Here is a 17,683-nt window from a genome sequence, read left to right as displayed (position 1 = left end):
GCACGGCCTTCCCGGCGTTCACGGCGGCCCGGCGGGCGGCCAGCGGTTCGAGCTGCACGCGGATTTCGCCGCTCCCCCCGGTGCATGAAAGACGGACGGCGCCGGGCGCCGTCGCAACTGAAGAGCGCTCACGGTGGCACGCACCGGACAGGCGTCCGCCGGTCCTCGGTAGTGGCTGCCGGGCAAGTCGTCGCAACAGACGTTCCCGGGGGCTTCGATCGATGGCCGGCCTCGTCGGACCACGAACCGGATGCTCCTGCCGTGGGCCTCGTGAACCCGAGGAGTCAACCTTGACTGAACCCCAGATCGATGAGGGCGTGTACGAGGCGACCGCCGTGCTGGACAACGGCGCGTTCGGCACCCGGACCGTCCGGTTCGAGACGGGCCGACTGGCCAAGCAGGCCGCCGGCAGTGTCGTCGCCTATCTCGACGACGACACCATGCTGCTGTCCGCCACCACGGCGTCCAAGCAGCCGAAGGAGCACTTCGACTTCTTCCCGCTGACCGTCGACGTCGAAGAGCGGATGTACGCCGCGGGCCGCATCCCCGGCTCGTTCTTCCGCCGCGAGGGCCGCCCGTCCACCGACGCGATCCTGACCTGCCGGCTGATCGACCGGCCGCTTCGCCCGTCCTTCGTGGACGGCCTGCGCAACGAGGTCCAGGTCGTCGTCACGGTGATGAGCCTGGCGCCGGGCGACCTCTACGACGTGCTGGCGATCAACGCCGCATCGGCGTCCACCCAGCTGTCTGGTCTGCCGTTCTCCGGCCCGGTCGGCGGCACCCGAGTGGCGCTGATCGACGGCCAGTGGGTGGCCTTCCCGACCCACGAACAGCTGGAGCGGGCCGTGTTCGACATGGTTGTCGCGGGCCGCATCGTCGGCGACGACGTGGCGATCATGATGGTCGAGGCCGAGGCCACCGAGAAGACCGTCGCGCTGGTCGCCGGTGGTGTGCAGGCGCCGACCGAGGAGGTCGTCGCCGCCGGCCTGGAGGCCGCGAAGCCCTTCATCCGGACCCTGTGCCAGGCGCAGCAGCAGATCGCGCAGGCCGCCGCCAAGGCAGTCCAGGAGTTCCCGGTGTTCCCGGCCTACGCCGAGGACGCCTTCACCGCCGTCGAGCAGGCCGTCTCCGGTGAACTCGCAGAGGCGCTGAAGATCGCCGGCAAGCAGGAGCGGGAGAACCGCCTCGACGAGATCAAGGCCGCGGTGCTGGAGAAGGTCGGCACCGGCGAGGGCCAGCAGTTCGAGGGCCGCGAGAAGGAGGTCGGCGCCGCGTTCCGGTCGCTGACCAAGAAGCTGGTTCGCCAGCGGATCATCCGCGACCAGGTCCGCATCGACGGCCGCGGGCTGACCGACATCCGCAGCCTGTCCGCCGAGGTCGGCGTGATCCCGAGGGCCCACGGATCGGCGCTGTTCGAGCGCGGCGAGACCCAGATCCTGGGCGTCTCCACGCTGAACATGCTGCGCCTGGAGCAGAACATCGACTCGTTGTCCCCGGAGACGACGAAGCGGTACATGCACCACTACAACTTCCCGCCCTACTCGACCGGTGAGACCGGCCGGGTCGGCAGCCCGAAGCGGCGCGAGATCGGCCACGGTGCGCTGGCCGAGCGGGCGCTGATGCCGGTGTTGCCGTCGCGCGAGGAGTTTCCGTACGCGATCCGGCAGGTCTCCGAGGCGCTGGGCTCCAACGGGTCCACCTCGATGGGCTCGGTTTGCGCCTCGACGCTGTCGCTGCTGAACGCGGGTGTGCCGCTGAAGGCGCCGGTGGCCGGCATCGCGATGGGCCTTGTCTCCGACGAGGTCGACGGCCAGACCCACTACGTGGCGCTGACCGACATCCTCGGTGCCGAGGACGCCTTCGGCGACATGGACTTCAAGGTCGCCGGCACTAAGGACTTCGTGACCGCCCTGCAGCTGGACACCAAGCTCGACGGCATCCCGTCCGAGGTGCTGGCCCAGGCGCTCGGCCAGGCCCGCGACGCCCGGTTCACCATCCTCGAGGTGATGGCCGAGGCGATCGGCAAGCCAGACGAGATGAGCCCGCACGCCCCGCGAGTGACCGCCATCAGCATCCCGGTGGACAAGATCGGCGAGGTCATCGGCCCGAAGGGCAAGATGATCAACTCGATCACCGAGGAGACCGGCGCGGAGATCACCATCGAGGACGACGGCACGATCTACGTCGGTGCCGCCGATGGCCCGTCCGCGGAGGCCGCGATCGACAAGATCAACGCCATCGCGAACCCGCAGCTGCCGAAGGTCGGCGAGCGCTTCCTGGGCACCGTGGTCAAGACCGCGGCCTTCGGTGCGTTCGTCTCGCTGCTGCCGGGCAAGGACGGCCTGGTGCACATCTCCAAGCTGGGCAACGGCAAGCGCATCGGCAAGGTCGAGGACGTGGTGAACGTCGGCGACAAGCTGCGCGTGGAGATCGCCGACATCGACAGCCGCGGCAAGATCAGCCTGGTACTGGTCAACGACGAGGCCGAGAAGGCCGAGGGCGAGGTCAAGCCGGAGGCCGAGACTTCGGCGCAGTGATCGGAAGACGCACACTTCGATGCGGCCCGTCCCGGACTCCCGGGGCGGGCCGTATCGTCTTGGGTGGTTTGGAACTCGTGCGGTTCAGGGGTGTGGCGACGTGTTCAACTTCAACTGGACATTGGCATCAGGAAAGCGGCGTCAGCCGCTTCCTGCCACGCACACAACTGGCGCCGCTCGGGTTCTCAGGCTGTGCCCGCCCCGAAGGGCTCCTCTGGGAGGACCTACCCCAGCGTGGCGTATTGGTCACGCAGGAGTCGGGGATCCCGGACCGAGGGGGCGACGGTAACTCCCGCAGGGGGCCGCTACCCGTACCGCTACGCACACTTTTAAAAGGGACATGAAGCAGAAGCAGACACGCGCCGGGCACCTTCAGCGCCCCGGAACCACTCGAGTCCTCGGTCGAAACGGAGACGCCGCTGTGCGCCGCACGGTGTTGCCCGGCGGGCTGCGGGTCGTCACCGAACCCGTGCCGGGCGTGCGTTCGGCCTCCGTGGGGATCTGGGTCGCGGTGGGCTCGCGCGACGAGGGGCGGCCGCACGCAGGCGCCGCGCACTACCTGGAGCACCTCCTGTTCAAGGGCACCGCCAAGCGCACCGCGGTGGACATAGCGCAGGAGATCGACGCGGTCGGCGGCGAGCTGAATGCGTTCACGTCCAAGGAGCACACCTGCTACTACGCGCACGTGCTTGACAGGGACCTGCCGCTGGCCATCGACATGCTCTGCGACGTGGTCTTCGACGCGCTGAACGCGAAGTCCGACGTGGACGTCGAGCGCAGCGTGGTCCTGGAGGAGATCGCGATGCGCGACGACGACCCCGAGGACCTGCTGCACGAGCTGTTCACCTCGGCCGTGCTGGGCGACCACCCGCTCGGCCGCTCGGTGCTGGGCACCGAAGACTCCATCGCCAACATGACCCGGGCCCGGGTGCACGGCTTCTACCGGCGCAGCTACGAGATGCCGAAGATGGTCGTCGCCGCGGCCGGGAACGTCGACCACGGCCGCGTCCTGCGGCTGCTCCGCAAGGCGCTCGGCGACCGGCTTGACGGCGACGTGCGGCCCGCGCCGCCGCGCATGGGCCGGGCCCGGTTGCCGAAGCAGCAGCCGCTGGCGCTGCACACCGACGACACCGAGCAGGCGCATCTGCTGATGGGCTGCCGCGGCTTCGACCGCCACGACGAGCGCCGGTTCGCGCTCGGGGTGCTCAACGCGGCGCTGGGCGGCGGCATGAGCTCGCGGCTGTTCCAGGAAGTTCGCGAGCGGAGGGGCCTGGCTTACTCGGTGTACTCGAGCACCACTGCGTACTCCGACGCCGGGACGTTCTCGGTGTACGCGGGCTGCACCCCGGATAGGCTCGGCGAAGTCGCGGCTGTGATCCGCGGCGTACTTGCCGGTGTCGCGGCCGACGGGTTGACCGAGGACGAGGTGGAGCGCGGCCGCGGGCAGCTGCGCGGCGGCCTCGTGCTCGGCCTGGAGGACAGCGCCTCGCGGATGAGCCGGATCGGCAAGACTGAACTCAACTACGGCAGGCACTTCACGGTCGAGCAAACCCTGGAGCGCATCGACGCGGTCACCGCGGCGGAGGTGGCGGAGCTGGCTTCCGAGCTCCTGCGGCGCCCGCTCACGACCACCATCGTCGGGCCGTACGACTCACCGGCGGATCTGCCCGACGGGGTGTGAGTCACGTCCTGCCCGGCGCAGTGCCCACAGGGCCGACGAGGGACACTCGCAACCGGAAGCGCTCACCTGCACTGACCAGGTAAAACCGCTTTGCGGGTCGCGAGTCCTGCTCGTTCGGGTGCGCCTGGTGCGGGAAAAGCACCGGTGCATAGACTCGCGGCAGTCCGGCGTCGAGGTGGGAAGGTAGTCGTCACGTGAACAGCCCGATCAAGGTCGGCGTGCTGGGTGCCCGCGGGCGGATGGGATCCGAGGCGGTTCGCGCCGTCGGAGAGGCCCCCGACACCGAACTGGTCGCTGCGATCAACCGCGAGGACAGCCTGACCGGGCTGGTCGAGGGCGGCGCACAGGTCGCCGTCGATCTCACCCACCCCGACGCGGTCCTCGACAACATCCGGTTCTGCGTCGAGCACGGCATCCACGTGGTCGTCGGCACCAGCGGGCTCGGCGCCCCGGAACTGGACACCGTTCGCTCCTGGCTGGCTGACCGGCCGGAGGTCGGCGTGCTGGTCGCGCCGAATTTCGCGATCGGGGCGGTCTTGTCGATGCGGTTCGCAGAGCTGGCCGCGAAGTTCTTCGAGTCCGTGGAGATCGTCGAACTGCACCACCCGAAGAAGGCCGACGCCCCGTCGGGCACCGCCGCGCGCACCGCTGAGGTGATCGCGCAGGCGCGCGCCGAGGCGGGCTTGGGCGCGGGGCCGGATGCGACGACCAAGGAGCTGGACGGTGCCCGCGGCGCGGACGTCGACGGCGTCCGGGTGCACTCGGTGCGTATGACCGGTCTCGTCGCGCACCAGGAGGTGCTGTTCGGCACCGAGGGAGAGACCCTGACCATCAGGCACGACTCCTACGACCGCCGCTCGTTCATGCCCGGGGTGCTGCTCTCCATCCGCGAGGTGGGCGCCCGGCCGGGCCTGACCGTCGGCCTCGACGCGCTGCTGGGGATCTGAGTGGCCGAGCAGCGCAAGCTGATGAACCCGCGGACGTCCGCGTTCGTGGTCGCGATCGTGCTGCTGGTGTACCTGGTGCTGATGGGTGGCCGTGCGGTCACCATGATCACCAGCGGACAGCCGGTGTTCATCGCCCTCGGGGTGGCGGTTTTCGTGCTGCCGGTGCTCGGCGCCGTGCTGGTCGTCGACCAGTTGCGCTTCGGGGTGAGCACCGAACGGCTCGCGCAGCGGCTCTACGACGAGGACGCTTTGCCCGACGTCTCACACCTGCCGCGCCGCCCCTCCGGTCGTGTGGAGCGCGAGGCGGCCGACGCTTACTTCGACGAGAAGCAGGCTGAACTCGAAGCAGCGCCGCAGGATTGGCGCCGCTGGTTTGCGCTGGCACAGGCCTACGACCTGGCCGGTGACCGCAATCGCGGCCGCAAGGCGATGCGCCGCGCGATCGAACTGGAACGCGCGGAATCCGCCGAGTGACGCGGGTTTCGCTCCGTGGAAAGACTCGAGGGGCGTGCAAATCGCACCACCCCGGTCCGCGCCCCATATCACCCAAAAACCGAGAGATCATTAACTCCTCTACCCCACTTCGGGTGAACGCGGGCGCGTGCTGCGGTTCTCCGGGTAACGATGGTCAGGCGATCTCAAACATGTGGTTGGGCCATTGGCAGTGTTGCCCGCGGTCCTGATCATCCTGCCATGTCAAGGTTCGCCACTTTGGTGGTTCGCCTGCATGTCGATGTGGTGCAGCAGCTCAGCGTTGCCTGTTGCGCTCGCTAGGAATCTCCTTTCGTGGTACCGGGCCCAGCGAGCCGACGCGGGTTCTCCCCGGTCCGACGTGTTCCCTTCGGCACTCCGGCATTAACGCTTCCTCCCTAGCGCTGCTTTATCCGCCGCGCGATAGGTGGGGCTCGGGCGTGCCTTCAGCAAGTGATTCCACGAATTCTCGGAGCACGAATGAAGATCCGTTTTCGCAGACTGCTCGCCCGGGTCGGCCGTCGTTGTGCTGGCGGTCGGCGCGGTCACGCTACCCGTCCAGGACGCCTATGCGGATGTCGACGTTTCGACGCAACCCGTGAAAGGCGCCGATGCCAAGGACTGCACCGGTACCAGCCACGTGGTGAAAAGCGCGTTGGAGAAGTCGGAGTCCAACGGCCAGCGCAAGAAATGACTGCTTGTCTGGGCCGACGACGAGAACATCGCCGACACAGTGGTTCCGGACGTGCGGAACCTGCCGGGATAGCTGGGCCTCGGCAATGTCGCGAATGCAGCGCCAGGACCGGGTTCCCTCGCGGTCATCGACGCGACACCGGGATCACCCGGATACGGCGAGGTGGTCAACACCGTCCACCGTTGGGCCACTGGTGGAGAACGAGCCGCGCTACATGCGATACGTGTGGCAAAAGGGGGACACCATGTACGAGGGTGCGTTGTTCGGCGCTCGCCGGGGGCTTTCGAGGCCCGGATTTCAGGCGGCGGAGTCGGGATTCACAGCCAACCGACGACGACTCCCGGAGCGATCGCGAGCGCGCCGAACCGGACGAAACGCCCGATGAAGCCCGTGACCACGAACATGGCCAGCGGAACCTTCGCCCAACCCGCGATCACCGCGATCGCGGCGAACGGCGGCAGGCTCGCGGCCGCGCTGATCAGCAATACCGCGCCCGTCCACACCGGCCGCTGCTGGCAGTTCGACCGGAACTTCTCCAACCACTCGCGCCAGCGGCCCTTCTGCTCGCGCTCGCCGTCCTTGCGCCGGAACAGCCAGGGCAGCCGGATCGCGCCGCGCGCCGCGTAGAAGTGCAGCAGCTTCCCGGCGATCTGGCCGGCGGCGATGACCAGCGCCAACAGCCACCACGGGATATCCGTGCCGTTGAGCACCAGCCCGATCGCGAACAGTTCGACGCTGATCAACGGGAGCAGAGCCGAGGCCACCGACACCCCGAAAGTGGTGGACAGCAAACCGATCACGGCCAGCACGATCGCTCCCAGCGCGCTTGAACCCCAGCTGGCGGAGAGGCCAACAACCCGCGTCCACCGGGAACCGGCGAGCACCGCCCGAATTCATCGATCCTCGAACCGCATTTCAATCGGGCCCGACAACCGCAACTCCCGCAGCGGCCGCCCCCCGGCGTCCAACGTGCGTACCGTACCGTCCGGTGCCCAGCCCGCGCTGCGGAAGAACGCCATTGACGCGGTGTCGGCCTCCGGCACCCACGTAATGCCCCGCGTGGCGCCGCCAACGGCGAGCCGCTTCGCCATCGCGCCGAGCAGCCGCCCGGCGTGACCACGTCGCCCCCAGCGCGGTTCCACCAGCAGCGCGCTGACCAGCGCGACCGTGGCCAAATCGGACGGTGGCGTGCCGTTGGCCGAAGCCGCCTCGGCTTCCGGGGCCGGACCGGCCGCGCAGAACCCCACGATCCACTGGCCCTCCGTCGCTACCAGCACCGATGCGGGCCCGCCGGTCAGGGTCCGGTGCCACTCCTGCTCGGTCGTCGCGCCGTCCAGCCCGTCCAACACCTCCGCCGGTAGCAGCTCACTGAAGGCGGTGCGCCACGTTGTCAGCTGGATGCGAGCGATCTCCGCGGCATCGGACGGCACCGCTTCCCGCACGTCGGCATCGGCCATGGCGACAAACTAACGTGTCTGGCCGATCATCCAACCGGCCGGTGGGGTCGTTCAGAAGCCGCTCGCTTTCTTTATGAGTTGTCGCGGTCCGTCTCCTTGCCGGAACTGAAGCTGTACGGCGGGGCGTTCGACCCGCCAGCGCGAGCAAACGGGCCGTTCGCTCCAACTACCGGGCGTCGTTGCTCGGTGGTGATCCGGCTGTCGGGGATTGCTGGCACGATCTGCCGGGTGCAGACCATGAGCCGCGACACCGCACGCCGACTCGCCCTCGCAGCCCAGGGCTTCGCCGACCCACCGCCACGCGGCGAGGTGACACGCCGACACCTGCAGCGAGCTCTGGCCCGCACCAAACTGTTGCAGCTCGACTCGGTCAACGTGGCCGTCCGAGCGCACTACATGCCGCTGTTCAGCCGACTCGGCGGCTACGCACCGGAGCTCCTCGACGCGACGGCCTGGTCGAACCGGGCACGGCAACCGCGGCTGCTAGTCGAGTACTGGGCGCACGAAGCCTCGCTCATCCCGGTCGAGGACTGGCCGCTGTTGCGGTGGCGGATGCGGGACTACGGCGGTGCCTGGCGGCAGCGGAGCCGCGAACTGCTGGAACGCTCGCCGCAACTGATCGACGACGTGCTGACCGCGGTCAAGGAACTCGGGCCGATCGGCGCGGGCAGCCTGGAACGCGAACTCGGCGGTAGCCAACGGCAGGGGCGCGGACCCTGGTGGAACCGCACCGACACGAAACGGGCCTGCGAGCTGCTGTTCGCGATGGGCGAGCTGACCACCGGCACCCGGCGCGGCTTCGAACGGCTCTACGACCTACCCGAACGTGTGCTGCCCGCGCACGTGCTCGCGCACGAGCCGGAGGACGACGAAGCGATCCGCGCGTTGGTGGAGCGTTCCGCGCACGCACTCGGCGTCGCCACCGAACCTGATCTGCGGGACTACTACCGGCTCTCGCCCGCGCAGTCGCAGCAGGCCGTGGCCGAGCTCGTCGAGGACGACGTCCTCGAGCCAGTCGCGGTGCACGGCTGGCGGCAGCCCGCGTACCGCTACGCGACTGCCCGCATACCCAGGAAGATCACCGGCCGTGCGTTGCTCTGCCCGTTCGACCCGCTGATCTGGGAACGTTCCCGCGCCGAACGGCTTTTCAAGTTCCGCTATCGCATCGAGATTTACGTCCCCGAACCCAAGCGGCAGTACGGGTACTACGTCTTCCCCTTCCTCCTCGATGGTGAACTGGTGGCCCGCGTCGATCTGAAGGCCGACCGGACCGCAGGCGTGCTCCGGGTGCCCGGCGCGTTCCTCGAATCCGGCCGCGATGCGGGCGAGGTGCTTCCGGAACTGTCCGCCGCGCTGCGCGACATGGCGTCTTGGCTGGGCCTCGACGACGTCGCCATCGGCGGCAGGGGAGACCTGGCCAAGCCCCTGCGCGCAGCTAGCCGCTGACTGCGACCACGCGCGCGAAAGATTCGGTGACCGTGCGGACGGCGGCCTCGTTAGCGGTGCGTTCAGCTCGTTCAGGTGCCCTCCGCGCGGTCGTGTTTCTTGCGCTGCCACGACTTCGTCGCCGTGGCGAAATCCGAAATCCCCATTCGCCGAGCGCCTCGACCGGGCCGAGCAGGCTCTTGCCCAAATCGGTGAGCCGGTACTCGACCCGTGGTGGAGCTTCCCGGTAGGTGCACTTGTCGACCAGGTCGTTGTACTGGAGTCGGCGCAGCGTTTCGGAACGCCCCTTGGCGCGGGATCCCGCCGATCCGCCGCCGCAAGTCAATCGGCTTAACGGCCCCCTGCGGAGCGCCCAGACGACCCCGGGTTCCACGTGTTGGACAAGCCGGAGCAGCCAGGTGAAGACGGGAAGAGCTCGATGGGATTGGGGATTCTGGGCGTTGGAAACATGGCCGACGCACTCGGTGCACAGTGGACGCGGGTCGGTCACCAGGTGATGGTGAGCGGTCACGACCCGGTGAAGACGCGTGCGCTTGCCATTTTGGTGCACGCGCGCGGTTTCCCTGTCTTACGTAGCGGTTGTCAAAACGGCATCACCCGTTCCTGTGCGGCCGAAGATCTGCAACTTCGGCTCCTTCTCGGGAGGTTCTTCAGACACTGCCAGGTCGCTGCTCGCGGTGCCGGTGGACGAGGTGAGGTCGACCTCCGCCGCGGTTCCGCGGTGAATCGACACCTGCAGTTCGCCGGAACCGGTGATCAGCTCGACCTGCCCGGCAGTTGCGTCCGCGATCGTCAGATCGCCGCTGCCCGAACGCGCCATCACGTCGCCGGACACGGTGCCCAGCCAAACGTTGCCGCTGCCGGTGGCGACCGACGACGCCGCCTCGATCGCGCTGATCTCGACGTCGCCGCTGCCGCTGCGCGCGTGCACGCCGCCGGCCATCGTCCCGAGTCGTAGCTGGCCGGAACCGGTCCGGACCGTGGCCCGATCCGTGGCGCGCTCGACCCACACGGAGCCGGAACCGGCCTGGATGCTGACCCGCCCGGCTGCGCCGGTCACGTGCACCTCGCCGGAGCTGGAATGCACACCCACCTCTGAGTCCAGCGGGGCGCGCACCTTGACCGCCAGCGGGATGTTGCGCAGCGGCGCGTTAGCTGGGGTTCGGACAGCGAGCCGGTTGCCGGTGAGGTCGATCCGCGTCTGCCGCACGGCCTCGGAGACCGGCTCCTGCGGCCCGCGACCGCGCTCGGCGTCGCCGCCGGTGCGGATTCCCGCCTCGCCGAACTGCTCGGTGACCCAGCTCAGCAGTCCAGTCAGGCCGCTGCGCCAGTCCGGCCCACTGGCACCAGGATCATGCCGGACCTCGACGTGGGTGGTCGCGGTTTCGGCCAACTCGACCACGACAGGCCCCAGGCTGTTGCCGATGTCGATGCGGATCGGCCCGCTGGTGTCGAAGTCCTGGCTGCGCACCAGTTCGGCCAACCGCTCCTCCGCGCCCGGCCGGTCTTCGGGCTCTGCCGGGCCGTTGCCCCTGGTCTCGTCGTTCGCCATCGCGATCCCTCCTCTCTCAGCCTTCCACCCAGCCGCGCAATCGCGAGCCGGGGTCGCCGCGCCACCTCCCGCGCGGGCCGCCGCCGGGCGGTCCCCACGGTCGACCGCGCCCGTGCCGGGGGTGGTCCCACGGGCCGCGCGGACGACCGGTGTGCAGCGCGCCCTGGACCGCCTGGGCGACCCAGGTGTTCAGCGACACGCCCTGGCTCGCGGCGGCCTGTTCGGCCTGCGCCTTTATCTCTTCCAGCAGGCGCAGCGTGATGCGGCTTATGTCGCCGCTCTCGCCACTAGGTGGAAGTGGCGGTGGCTCCGCTTCGTCGTCCACCGTGGGTGGCGCCGAGCCGCCGCTGACCACCACCCTGACGTCGCGGCCGTCGAGGCGGATGTCTACGACCTGGCCGTCCAGCCGGGTCGTCACCTCCGCTGCCAGGTCGGACAGTGCGTTCATGATCGCCAGCCGCGCGGCCGGCTCGACCGCGCCGGACAGCACCGCCGCGGTCTGCCGGGTCTGCTCGTCGCCCGCGGAGGCCGCGGAGGTCAGGTCCTCGCGAAGCTGCTCGATGTAAGGGCTCAGATCCATGACACCACTATGACGTCATCAATGGCGTCATGCAATGACCTGATGGTGTCAACTGGCGTCATGGGATCTTGTCGGGTCCGCCGGTTACGCTCGATGCACACATTGGGGAGTCGTCCGCGGCAGTCGCCGACCGCCGTGCAGAGCAGGAAAGGGGCCCGCCCGTCGTGACCGAGATCGTGCGGCCGAAAGTGCAGCTGATCGGCAAGACCGAGTTCTTCCCGCCGGAGGACGTGGACTGGTCGACCGACACCGACGGTGGGCAGGCGCTGGCCGAGTTCGCCGGTCGCGCGTGCTACCAGTCGTGGCGCAAGCCGAACCCGGCCACCGCCACCAACGCCGGCTACCTGCGGCACATCCTCGAGGTCGGCCACCTGTCCGTGCTGGAGCACGGCTCCGTGTCCTTCTACCTGTCCGGGATGTCCCGCTCGCTGACCCACGAGTTGATCCGGCACCGGCACTTCTCCTACTCGCAGCTGTCGCAGCGGTACGTGCCGGAGCGCAACGCAGCGATGGTCGAGCCAGACGTCATCGCCCAGGACCCGGAGCTGCACGAGAAGTTTGTGGCGGCCACCGAGGCCAGCGTCGCCGCCTACACCGATCTGCTCGCCGCGCTGGAGGAGAAGTTCGCCGACGAGCCGAAGGCGACGCTGCGCCGCAAGCAGGCGCGGCAGGCGGCCCGCGCGGTGCTGCCCAACGCCACCGAGACCCGGATCGTGGTGACCGGCAACTACCGGGCGTGGCGGCACTTCGTCGCGATGCGCGCGTCCGAGCAGGCCGATGTCGAGATCCGCGCACTCGCCATCGAGTGCCTCCGCCAGCTGCATAAGGCCGCACCGAACGTGTTCAGCGATTTCGAGATCACCACGCTGAAGGACGGCACCGAGGTCGCCTCCAGCCCGTTCGTCACCGAGGGCTGAAGCTGCGCGCACGCGGGCTTCCGGGGCCCCGGCCAAGGGTTCCGGGTGCCCGCGTTCTGCTGTCCGGGGCCGCGACAGATCCGCAGGTGGCACCGCCACGAGGTCGGCTCGCACGGCTTCCCCGCGGCCGGGAACCGATCGTTGTGCAGCACAGTCCAAGGGGCGGCCGGAATCGTCTGATTGGATGATCGGCGACGTAGGGACGTGTGCGCTGCGTGGTCGCGCGCGGGGACTTCGGTGGAGGACGGCGCAGTGGTGGAGCGGGTCGGACCGCAGCAGGCTCGGGTGATCGGTGGTCGCTACCGGGTCGTCCAGGAGCTCGGGCGCGGTGGCATGGGGATCGTGTGGCGGGCCTGGGACCAGGTCATCGGCCGCGAGGTGGCGATCAAGGAGCTGCACCTGCCCGACGGCGTGCCGCTGGCCGAGCGGGAGGTCTTCGAGGCGCGGGTACTCCGCGAGGCGCGCACCGCAGGGCGGCTGAACGACCCCGCGGTGGTCACGGTGCACGACGTGCTGGCCGAGTCCGGCACTACCTACATCGTGATGGAGCTCGTGCAGGCGGTCACGCTCAGCGACTACATCGCCCAGTGGGGTCCGCTACGCCCAGAGCAGGCCGCGGACCTGGCGCGCAAGGTGCTGTCCGCGCTGGAGGCCGCGCACGCGGCCGGAATCGTGCACCGCGACGTCAAGCCCAGCAACATCATGGTGGCCGACGGGCGGGTCAAGCTGACCGATTTCGGGATCGCCCAGACCCTGGACGACCCGCGGCTGACCACCAGCGGCGCGATCGTCGGCTCGCCGTCGTTCATGGCGCCGGAGCGGATCAAGGGCGCCGACGCGTCGCCGGCCAGCGACCTGTGGTCGCTCGGTGCGACGCTGTTCTTCGCGGTCGAGGGCTGGGTGCCGTTCGAGCGGCAGACGACAGCAGCCACGCTGCACGCGGTGCTCAACGAGATGCCCCAGTTGTCGCGCCCGCACGGCGTGATCGGTTCGGTGATCACCGGGCTGCTGATCGGCGACCCGCGGGCGCGGTTCACCGGCCCGCAGGTCCGGGCATTGCTGGACAGCGCGCCCGCGGGCGGTGCGCCGGAGCCGACCACCCACCCGGTCGGGCCGCCCACCCGGGTCGCCCAGGGGGCGTCGCAGCAGAAGCGGTCCAAGCGCCCGTGGCTCATCGTTGCGGGCGTCGCCGCTGTTGTGCTGTTCGTCGCTGGCGTCCTGATCGGACGGTTCGCGCTGGTCGGCGGCGGTGCGCCGACCGCGATGGATTCGACCCTGGTGTTCGGCAAGGGCGGCGACGTCGACGAATTCGACCCGGACGGCAAGGACTGCGGAATCGGGAAGATCACCCGGGGAAAGCCCGTCAACAACACGACGTTGTGCTCCGACCCGCACGACTTCGAGTTCTACGCGTCGGGAGCTGCGTTCAGCTCCTCCAGCTACGACATGGCCTATCCAGGGGAGGCCGCACTGACCGCATACGGCGAGGGCTACTGCTCGATGTACTTCGCCTCGGACAAGGTCGTCACGCCGGGCAAGCAGACCACGTTGCGCTACGTCGCCCTCATCCCCTCGGAGCAGTCCTGGAACGCGCACCGGCAGGCTGAAGGCGACCGCAAGGTAGGTTCGCAGCAGATCTACTGCGCCCTCTACAGCGCGTCCGGCGACAAGCTGCAGGCGGCCGCGACGAAATGATCGGTTGCGTCGCCGCGCCGATCGGCGGTGGCTAGAGTGGTCGCATGGGTGTGGCCAGCGATGAACGCCAGCAGTTGTGCGACCTGTTCGAGCAGCTCGGCCCCGACGCGCCGACGCTGTGCGAGGGGTGGACCACCAAGGACCTCGCGGTGCACCTCGTGGTGCGCGAGCGGCGTCCGGACGCGGTGGTCGGCAAGTTCGTGAAAGCGCTCGTGGATCGCAGTGAGCGGATCCAGAACGAACTGCGCGCGCTGTCCTGGCCGGAGCTGGTCGACCAGATCCGGCAGGGCCCGCCGAAGTGGAACCCGCTCAGCTTCGGCGGAGTGGACGAGGCGGTGAACGCTGCCGAGTACTACGTGCACCACGAGGACGTCCGGCGTGCGCAGCCGGGCTGGCAGCCGCGCCCGTCCGACCCGGTGCGTGAGGAAGCGCTCTGGAAGTCGCTGACCCGGGTGGCGAAGATGTTCTACGGGCGCAGCCCGGTGGGCGTGGTGCTGCGACGCCCGGACGGCACCGAGATCGCGGCCAAGCGCGGTCCGCGCACGGTGCGGTTCAGCGGCGAGCCCAGCGAGCTGATCCTGCACGCCTTCAGCCGCCGTGCGGCGAAGGTCACCGTCGATGGCAACGAGGCCGACGTGCTCGCGGTCGAGGACTTGCGCCGTTCGTTCTAAGGATCTTTTCCGGGCGAGCCGAAAACTCGCTCGCGCAATGCTCGCCCGGCAGGAAGAAGCACGGCGTTGCGGGGGCTGCGGACGCCGGGTTTCCGGGATCTGGTTCGAGGTCGGTCCGGTGGATCTGAACGAGGAACTAACCAGGTAGCGTCAGGGCCATGACCGTCTGCCCCACCGCCATTACGGGCCGCCCGTTCGGCCGCGTCCTGACCGCCATGGTCACGCCGTTCGACGAAGACGGAAAGCTCGACCTGAAGCTGGCGCAGGAGCTTGCCACGTATTTGGTCGACAGCGTCGGCAATGATGGGTTGGTCGTCAACGGCACCACCGGTGAGAGCCCCACGACCAGCGACCACGAGAAGGAGCAGCTGCTGCACGCCGTGGTCGAGGCGGTGGGTGACCGCGCGACCGTGGTAGCCGGCGCGGGCACCAACAACACCGAGCACTCGGTCGAACTGGCCCGGGCCGCGGAACGGGCCGGTGCGCACGGCCTGCTGGTCGTGACGCCGTACTACTCGCGTCCGCCGCAGGAGGGGCTGTTCCAGCACTTCTGGACGGTTGCCGACGCCACCGAGCTTCCGGTGATGCTCTACGACATCCCGCCGCGCTCCGTCGTGCCGATCCAGGTCGACACCCTGAAGCGACTGGCCGAGCACCCGCGGATCAAGGCGGTCAAGGACTCCAAGCATGACTTGCTCGCCGGCAGCGAGGTGCTGGCGAGCACGGACCTCGCGTACTACTCGGGCGAGGACCCGTTGAACCTGCCCTGGTTGTCGGTCGGCGCGGTCGGGTTCGTCAGCGTGATCGGCCACGTGGTGGGGGACCGGCTGCGCAAGATGCTGGACGCCTTCGAGGCTGGCGATGTCGAGGGCGCCAGGGAGGTCCACAATGGACTCCTGCCGGTGTACCGGTCGATGAACTTCGTCGGCGGCGTCATCTTCTCCAAGACGGCGCTGCGGCTCTGCGGCTACGAGACCGGCCAGCCGCGATTGCCGCTGCCGGCCGCTACCGAGGAGCAGGTGCGGTTGATCACCACCGACCTGTGGGATGCTGGCCTGGTACTGGTCAATCCGGACGCCGCACAGAGGTGAACCAGCGTTGAGCGCAAAGGCGACAGCCATCGAGTACCACCCGGTGACGCCGACATCATCGGCCCCACCACCCCCGTTGGCTGACGGTGGGCTACGCGTCGTGGCGCTCGGCGGCATCGGCGAGGTCGGCCGGAACATGACCGTGTTCGAGCACGAGGGCCAGTTGTTGATCGTCGACTGCGGCGTGCTGTTCCCGGAGGACGACGCCCCCGGCGTGGACCTGATCTTGCCGGACTTCGCAGCGATCGAGAACAGGCTCGACGACATCGACGCGCTGGTGCTCACGCACGGGCACGAGGACCACATCGGGGCAGTGCCGTTCCTGCTGCGGCTGCGGCCGGACCTGCCGGTGGTGGGGTCGAAGTTCACCCTCGCTCTGCTCGCCGCGAAGTGCCGAGAGCACCGGCTCAACCCGGTGCTGGTCGAGGTTTCCGAGGGTCAGCGCAGCCGGCACGGCGGCTTCGAGCTGGAGTTCTTCGCGGTCAACCACTCCATCCCGGACGCGCTGGCGGTCGCCATCCGAACCCCGGCCGGCATCGTGCTGCACACCGGTGACATCAAGCTCGACCAGCTGCCGCTGGACAACCGGCTGACCGACCTCGCCGGGTTCTCCCGGCTCGGCGACGAGGGCGTGGACCTGTTCCTGGTCGACTCCACCAACGCCGAGGTGCCCGGGTTCGTCACGCCCGAACGCGAGATCGGCCCGGTGCTGGACCGGGTCATCGGCAAGGCGACCCAGCGTGTGATCGTGGCCTGCTTCGCCAGCCACGTGCACCGCGTGCAGCAGGTGCTGGAGGTCGCCGAGACGCACGGTCGAAAGGTGTGTTTCGTCGGCCGGTCGATGGTGCGCAACATGGGCATCGCGACCGATCTGGGCATGTTGCAGGTGCCCGACGGGTTGCTGGTTGACCTCGACGAGGCGCTGTCGATGCCGGAGCACATGGTCGCGTTCGTCTCCACCGGTTCGCAGGGCGAGCCGCTGTCGGCGCTGTCGCGGATGGCGCGCGGCGAGCACAAACAGATCCGGATCCGAGCCGGAGACACCGTCGTGCTGGCGAGTTCGCTGATCCCCGGCAATGAGACCGCGGTTTTCGGCGTGGTCAACGGCCTGGTCCGGTTGGGTGCCAACGTGGTGCACCAGGGCCACGCGAAGGTGCACGTGTCCGGTCACGCCTCGGCCGGTGAGCTGCTGTACCTCTACAACGCGGTGCGGCCGAGCAACGTGATGCCGGTGCACGGCGAGTGGCGGCACCTGCGGGCGAACGCCGAGCTCGCGCGGCTGACCGGTGTCCCGGCAGATCGCGTGGTGATCGCCGAGGACGGGGTCGTGGTGGACCTGGTGGACGGGATCGCCGCGATCGCCGGCCGGGTCGAGGTTGGGCACGTCTATGTGGACGGCCTGTCGGTCGGTGACGTAGGCGAGTCCACACTGTCGGACCGGCTGGTGCTGGGCGAGGGCGGGTTCATCGCGATCACGGTCGCCGTCGAGGCGTCGACCGGCCGGGCGGTGTCCTCCCCGACGATCTCCGGGCGCGGGTTCTCCGACGATCCGAAGGCGCTGGACAACGTGGTGCCGCTGGTGGAGATGGAGCTGGCCCGCACCGAGGCGGAGGGCATCACCGACACTCACCGGATCGCCCAGGCGGTGCGCCGGGTGGTGGGTCGCTGGGTGGCCGAGACTTACCGGCGGCGGCCGATGATCGTGCCGAACGTGCTCCCGGTCGAATCCTGACCCACCGCTCGCTCGGGTGGCTTGTTGGTCCGTTTTGTCGGGCGCATTTGATCACTGCCAGTTGCCGTGATCTCCACGGGGTGATCTGAGAAACCCGTTGGGAGCACACGGCAGGCTTGATCGGGACCTCGCTGCAAGGGTTGGTGACACCGGTTCGGAGCGCATCCGCCCCGAAGTGGAGCTCTTCGGACCGGCGGAATCACCACACGGGA

Annotated in this window: 16 protein-coding genes and 1 pseudogene; 12 read left to right on the top strand and 5 right to left on the bottom strand. The window is 69.0% G+C overall.

The window, feature by feature from the left end; genetic code table 11:
- Positions 1 to 290 precede the first annotated feature (290 nt).
- The 5 genes from ACWDKQ_RS07075 (at position 291) to ACWDKQ_RS07055 (ending at position 6,330) form a co-directional block, all read left to right on the top strand.
- Positions 291 to 2,537, top strand: a complete 2,247-nt coding sequence (locus tag ACWDKQ_RS07075; protein WP_450137833.1) for a polyribonucleotide nucleotidyltransferase — start codon at positions 291 to 293, stop codon at positions 2,535 to 2,537.
- Positions 2,538 to 2,877: 340 nt separating this feature from the next.
- Positions 2,878 to 4,218 (top strand): M16 family metallopeptidase, encoded by a 1,341-nt coding sequence (locus ACWDKQ_RS07070; RefSeq protein WP_450137832.1) that lies wholly within the window; start codon positions 2,878 to 2,880, stop codon positions 4,216 to 4,218.
- A 194-nt stretch (positions 4,219 to 4,412) separates the two neighbouring features.
- On the top strand, positions 4,413 to 5,165 hold the full coding sequence (gene dapB / locus ACWDKQ_RS07065; RefSeq protein WP_450137831.1) for a 4-hydroxy-tetrahydrodipicolinate reductase: 753 nt from the start codon (positions 4,413 to 4,415) through the stop codon (positions 5,163 to 5,165).
- A gap of 21 nt (positions 5,166 to 5,186) precedes the next feature.
- The gene (locus tag ACWDKQ_RS07060) at positions 5,187 to 5,639 is read left to right on the top strand and encodes a hypothetical protein (RefSeq protein ID WP_450137840.1); all 453 of its coding nucleotides are present in this window, start codon (positions 5,187 to 5,189) and stop codon (positions 5,637 to 5,639) included.
- A 523-nt stretch (positions 5,640 to 6,162) separates the two neighbouring features.
- The gene (locus ACWDKQ_RS07055; RefSeq protein WP_450137830.1) at positions 6,163 to 6,330 is read left to right on the top strand and encodes a hypothetical protein; all 168 of its coding nucleotides are present in this window, start codon (positions 6,163 to 6,165) and stop codon (positions 6,328 to 6,330) included.
- A 317-nt stretch (positions 6,331 to 6,647) separates the two neighbouring features.
- Here ACWDKQ_RS07055 and ACWDKQ_RS07050 read toward each other — a convergent pair whose 3' ends face one another.
- Together ACWDKQ_RS07050 and ACWDKQ_RS07045 are read right to left on the bottom strand one after the other, a co-directional pair.
- Positions 6,648 to 7,139: a VTT domain-containing protein gene (locus ACWDKQ_RS07050; RefSeq protein ID WP_450137829.1), complete on the bottom strand. Its 492-nt coding sequence runs from the start codon at positions 7,137 to 7,139 to the stop codon at positions 6,648 to 6,650.
- A gap of 84 nt (positions 7,140 to 7,223) precedes the next feature.
- Positions 7,224 to 7,787, bottom strand: coding sequence for an N-acetyltransferase family protein (locus ACWDKQ_RS07045; protein ID WP_450137828.1), 564 nt, complete (start codon positions 7,785 to 7,787; stop codon positions 7,224 to 7,226).
- A 228-nt stretch (positions 7,788 to 8,015) separates the two neighbouring features.
- Between ACWDKQ_RS07045 and ACWDKQ_RS07040 the strand changes: the two genes are divergently transcribed.
- Positions 8,016 to 9,233, top strand: a complete 1,218-nt coding sequence (locus ACWDKQ_RS07040) for a winged helix-turn-helix domain-containing protein (RefSeq protein ID WP_450137839.1) — start codon at positions 8,016 to 8,018, stop codon at positions 9,231 to 9,233.
- Here ACWDKQ_RS07040 and ACWDKQ_RS07035 read toward each other — a convergent pair.
- Positions 9,223 to 9,606: a winged helix-turn-helix transcriptional regulator gene (locus ACWDKQ_RS07035; RefSeq protein WP_450137838.1), complete on the bottom strand. Its 384-nt coding sequence runs from the start codon at positions 9,604 to 9,606 to the stop codon at positions 9,223 to 9,225. The genes ACWDKQ_RS07040 and ACWDKQ_RS07035 overlap by 11 nt on opposite strands.
- A gap of 45 nt (positions 9,607 to 9,651) precedes the next feature.
- Here ACWDKQ_RS07035 and ACWDKQ_RS07030 point away from each other — a divergent pair.
- Positions 9,652 to 9,759: pseudogene (locus tag ACWDKQ_RS07030) on the top strand (NAD(P)-binding domain-containing protein); the annotation flags it as partial.
- Between the two features lie 42 nt (positions 9,760 to 9,801).
- Here the strand turns inward: ACWDKQ_RS07030 and ACWDKQ_RS07025 are convergent.
- Positions 9,802 to 10,785: a DUF4097 family beta strand repeat-containing protein gene (locus ACWDKQ_RS07025; RefSeq protein ID WP_450137827.1), complete on the bottom strand. Its 984-nt coding sequence runs from the start codon at positions 10,783 to 10,785 to the stop codon at positions 9,802 to 9,804.
- Between the two features lie 16 nt (positions 10,786 to 10,801).
- A complete protein-coding gene (locus ACWDKQ_RS07020; protein ID WP_450137826.1) occupies positions 10,802 to 11,365 on the bottom strand; it encodes a toxin-antitoxin system HicB family antitoxin in 564 nt (187 codons plus the stop codon).
- 164 nt (positions 11,366 to 11,529) lie between these two features.
- Here ACWDKQ_RS07020 and thyX point away from each other — a divergent pair, with 164 nt between their 5' ends.
- The 5 genes from thyX (at position 11,530) to ACWDKQ_RS06995 (ending at position 17,471) form a co-directional block, all read left to right on the top strand.
- Positions 11,530 to 12,282 (top strand): FAD-dependent thymidylate synthase, encoded by a 753-nt coding sequence (gene thyX, locus ACWDKQ_RS07015; protein WP_450137825.1) that lies wholly within the window; start codon positions 11,530 to 11,532, stop codon positions 12,280 to 12,282.
- A 237-nt stretch (positions 12,283 to 12,519) separates the two neighbouring features.
- Entirely contained in the window at positions 12,520 to 13,977 is a 1,458-nt protein-coding gene (locus tag ACWDKQ_RS07010; RefSeq protein ID WP_450137824.1) for a serine/threonine-protein kinase, read from the top strand.
- Between the two features lie 44 nt (positions 13,978 to 14,021).
- On the top strand, positions 14,022 to 14,648 hold the full coding sequence (locus tag ACWDKQ_RS07005; protein WP_450137823.1) for a TIGR03085 family metal-binding protein: 627 nt from the start codon (positions 14,022 to 14,024) through the stop codon (positions 14,646 to 14,648).
- 158 nt (positions 14,649 to 14,806) lie between these two features.
- Positions 14,807 to 15,739: a 4-hydroxy-tetrahydrodipicolinate synthase gene (gene dapA / locus ACWDKQ_RS07000; RefSeq protein WP_450137822.1), complete on the top strand. Its 933-nt coding sequence runs from the start codon at positions 14,807 to 14,809 to the stop codon at positions 15,737 to 15,739.
- Positions 15,740 to 15,746: 7 nt separating this feature from the next.
- Positions 15,747 to 17,471, top strand: coding sequence for a ribonuclease J (locus ACWDKQ_RS06995; protein WP_450137821.1), 1,725 nt, complete (start codon positions 15,747 to 15,749; stop codon positions 17,469 to 17,471).
- The last annotated feature ends 212 nt before the right edge of the window (positions 17,472 to 17,683 follow it).

Source organism: Saccharopolyspora sp. NPDC000995 (assembly GCF_053599315.1).
This window is presented reverse-complemented; position numbering and strand designations above follow the sequence as displayed.

Coding starts and splice junctions, on each gene's coding strand:
- ACWDKQ_RS07070 (WP_450137832.1), top strand. CDS start 2,878: ATGAAGCAGAAGCAGACACGCGCCGGGCACCTTCAGCGCCCCGGAACC.
- ACWDKQ_RS07060 (WP_450137840.1), top strand. CDS start 5,187: ATGAACCCGCGGACGTCCGCGTTCGTGGTCGCGATCGTGCTGCTGGTG.
- ACWDKQ_RS07045 (WP_450137828.1), bottom strand. CDS start 7,787: ATGGCCGATGCCGACGTGCGGGAAGCGGTGCCGTCCGATGCCGCGGAG.
- ACWDKQ_RS07025 (WP_450137827.1), bottom strand. CDS start 10,785: ATGGCGAACGACGAGACCAGGGGCAACGGCCCGGCAGAGCCCGAAGAC.
- ACWDKQ_RS07020 (WP_450137826.1), bottom strand. CDS start 11,365: ATGGATCTGAGCCCTTACATCGAGCAGCTTCGCGAGGACCTGACCTCC.
- ACWDKQ_RS07005 (WP_450137823.1), top strand. CDS start 14,022: ATGGGTGTGGCCAGCGATGAACGCCAGCAGTTGTGCGACCTGTTCGAG.
- dapA (WP_450137822.1), top strand. CDS start 14,807: ATGACCGTCTGCCCCACCGCCATTACGGGCCGCCCGTTCGGCCGCGTC.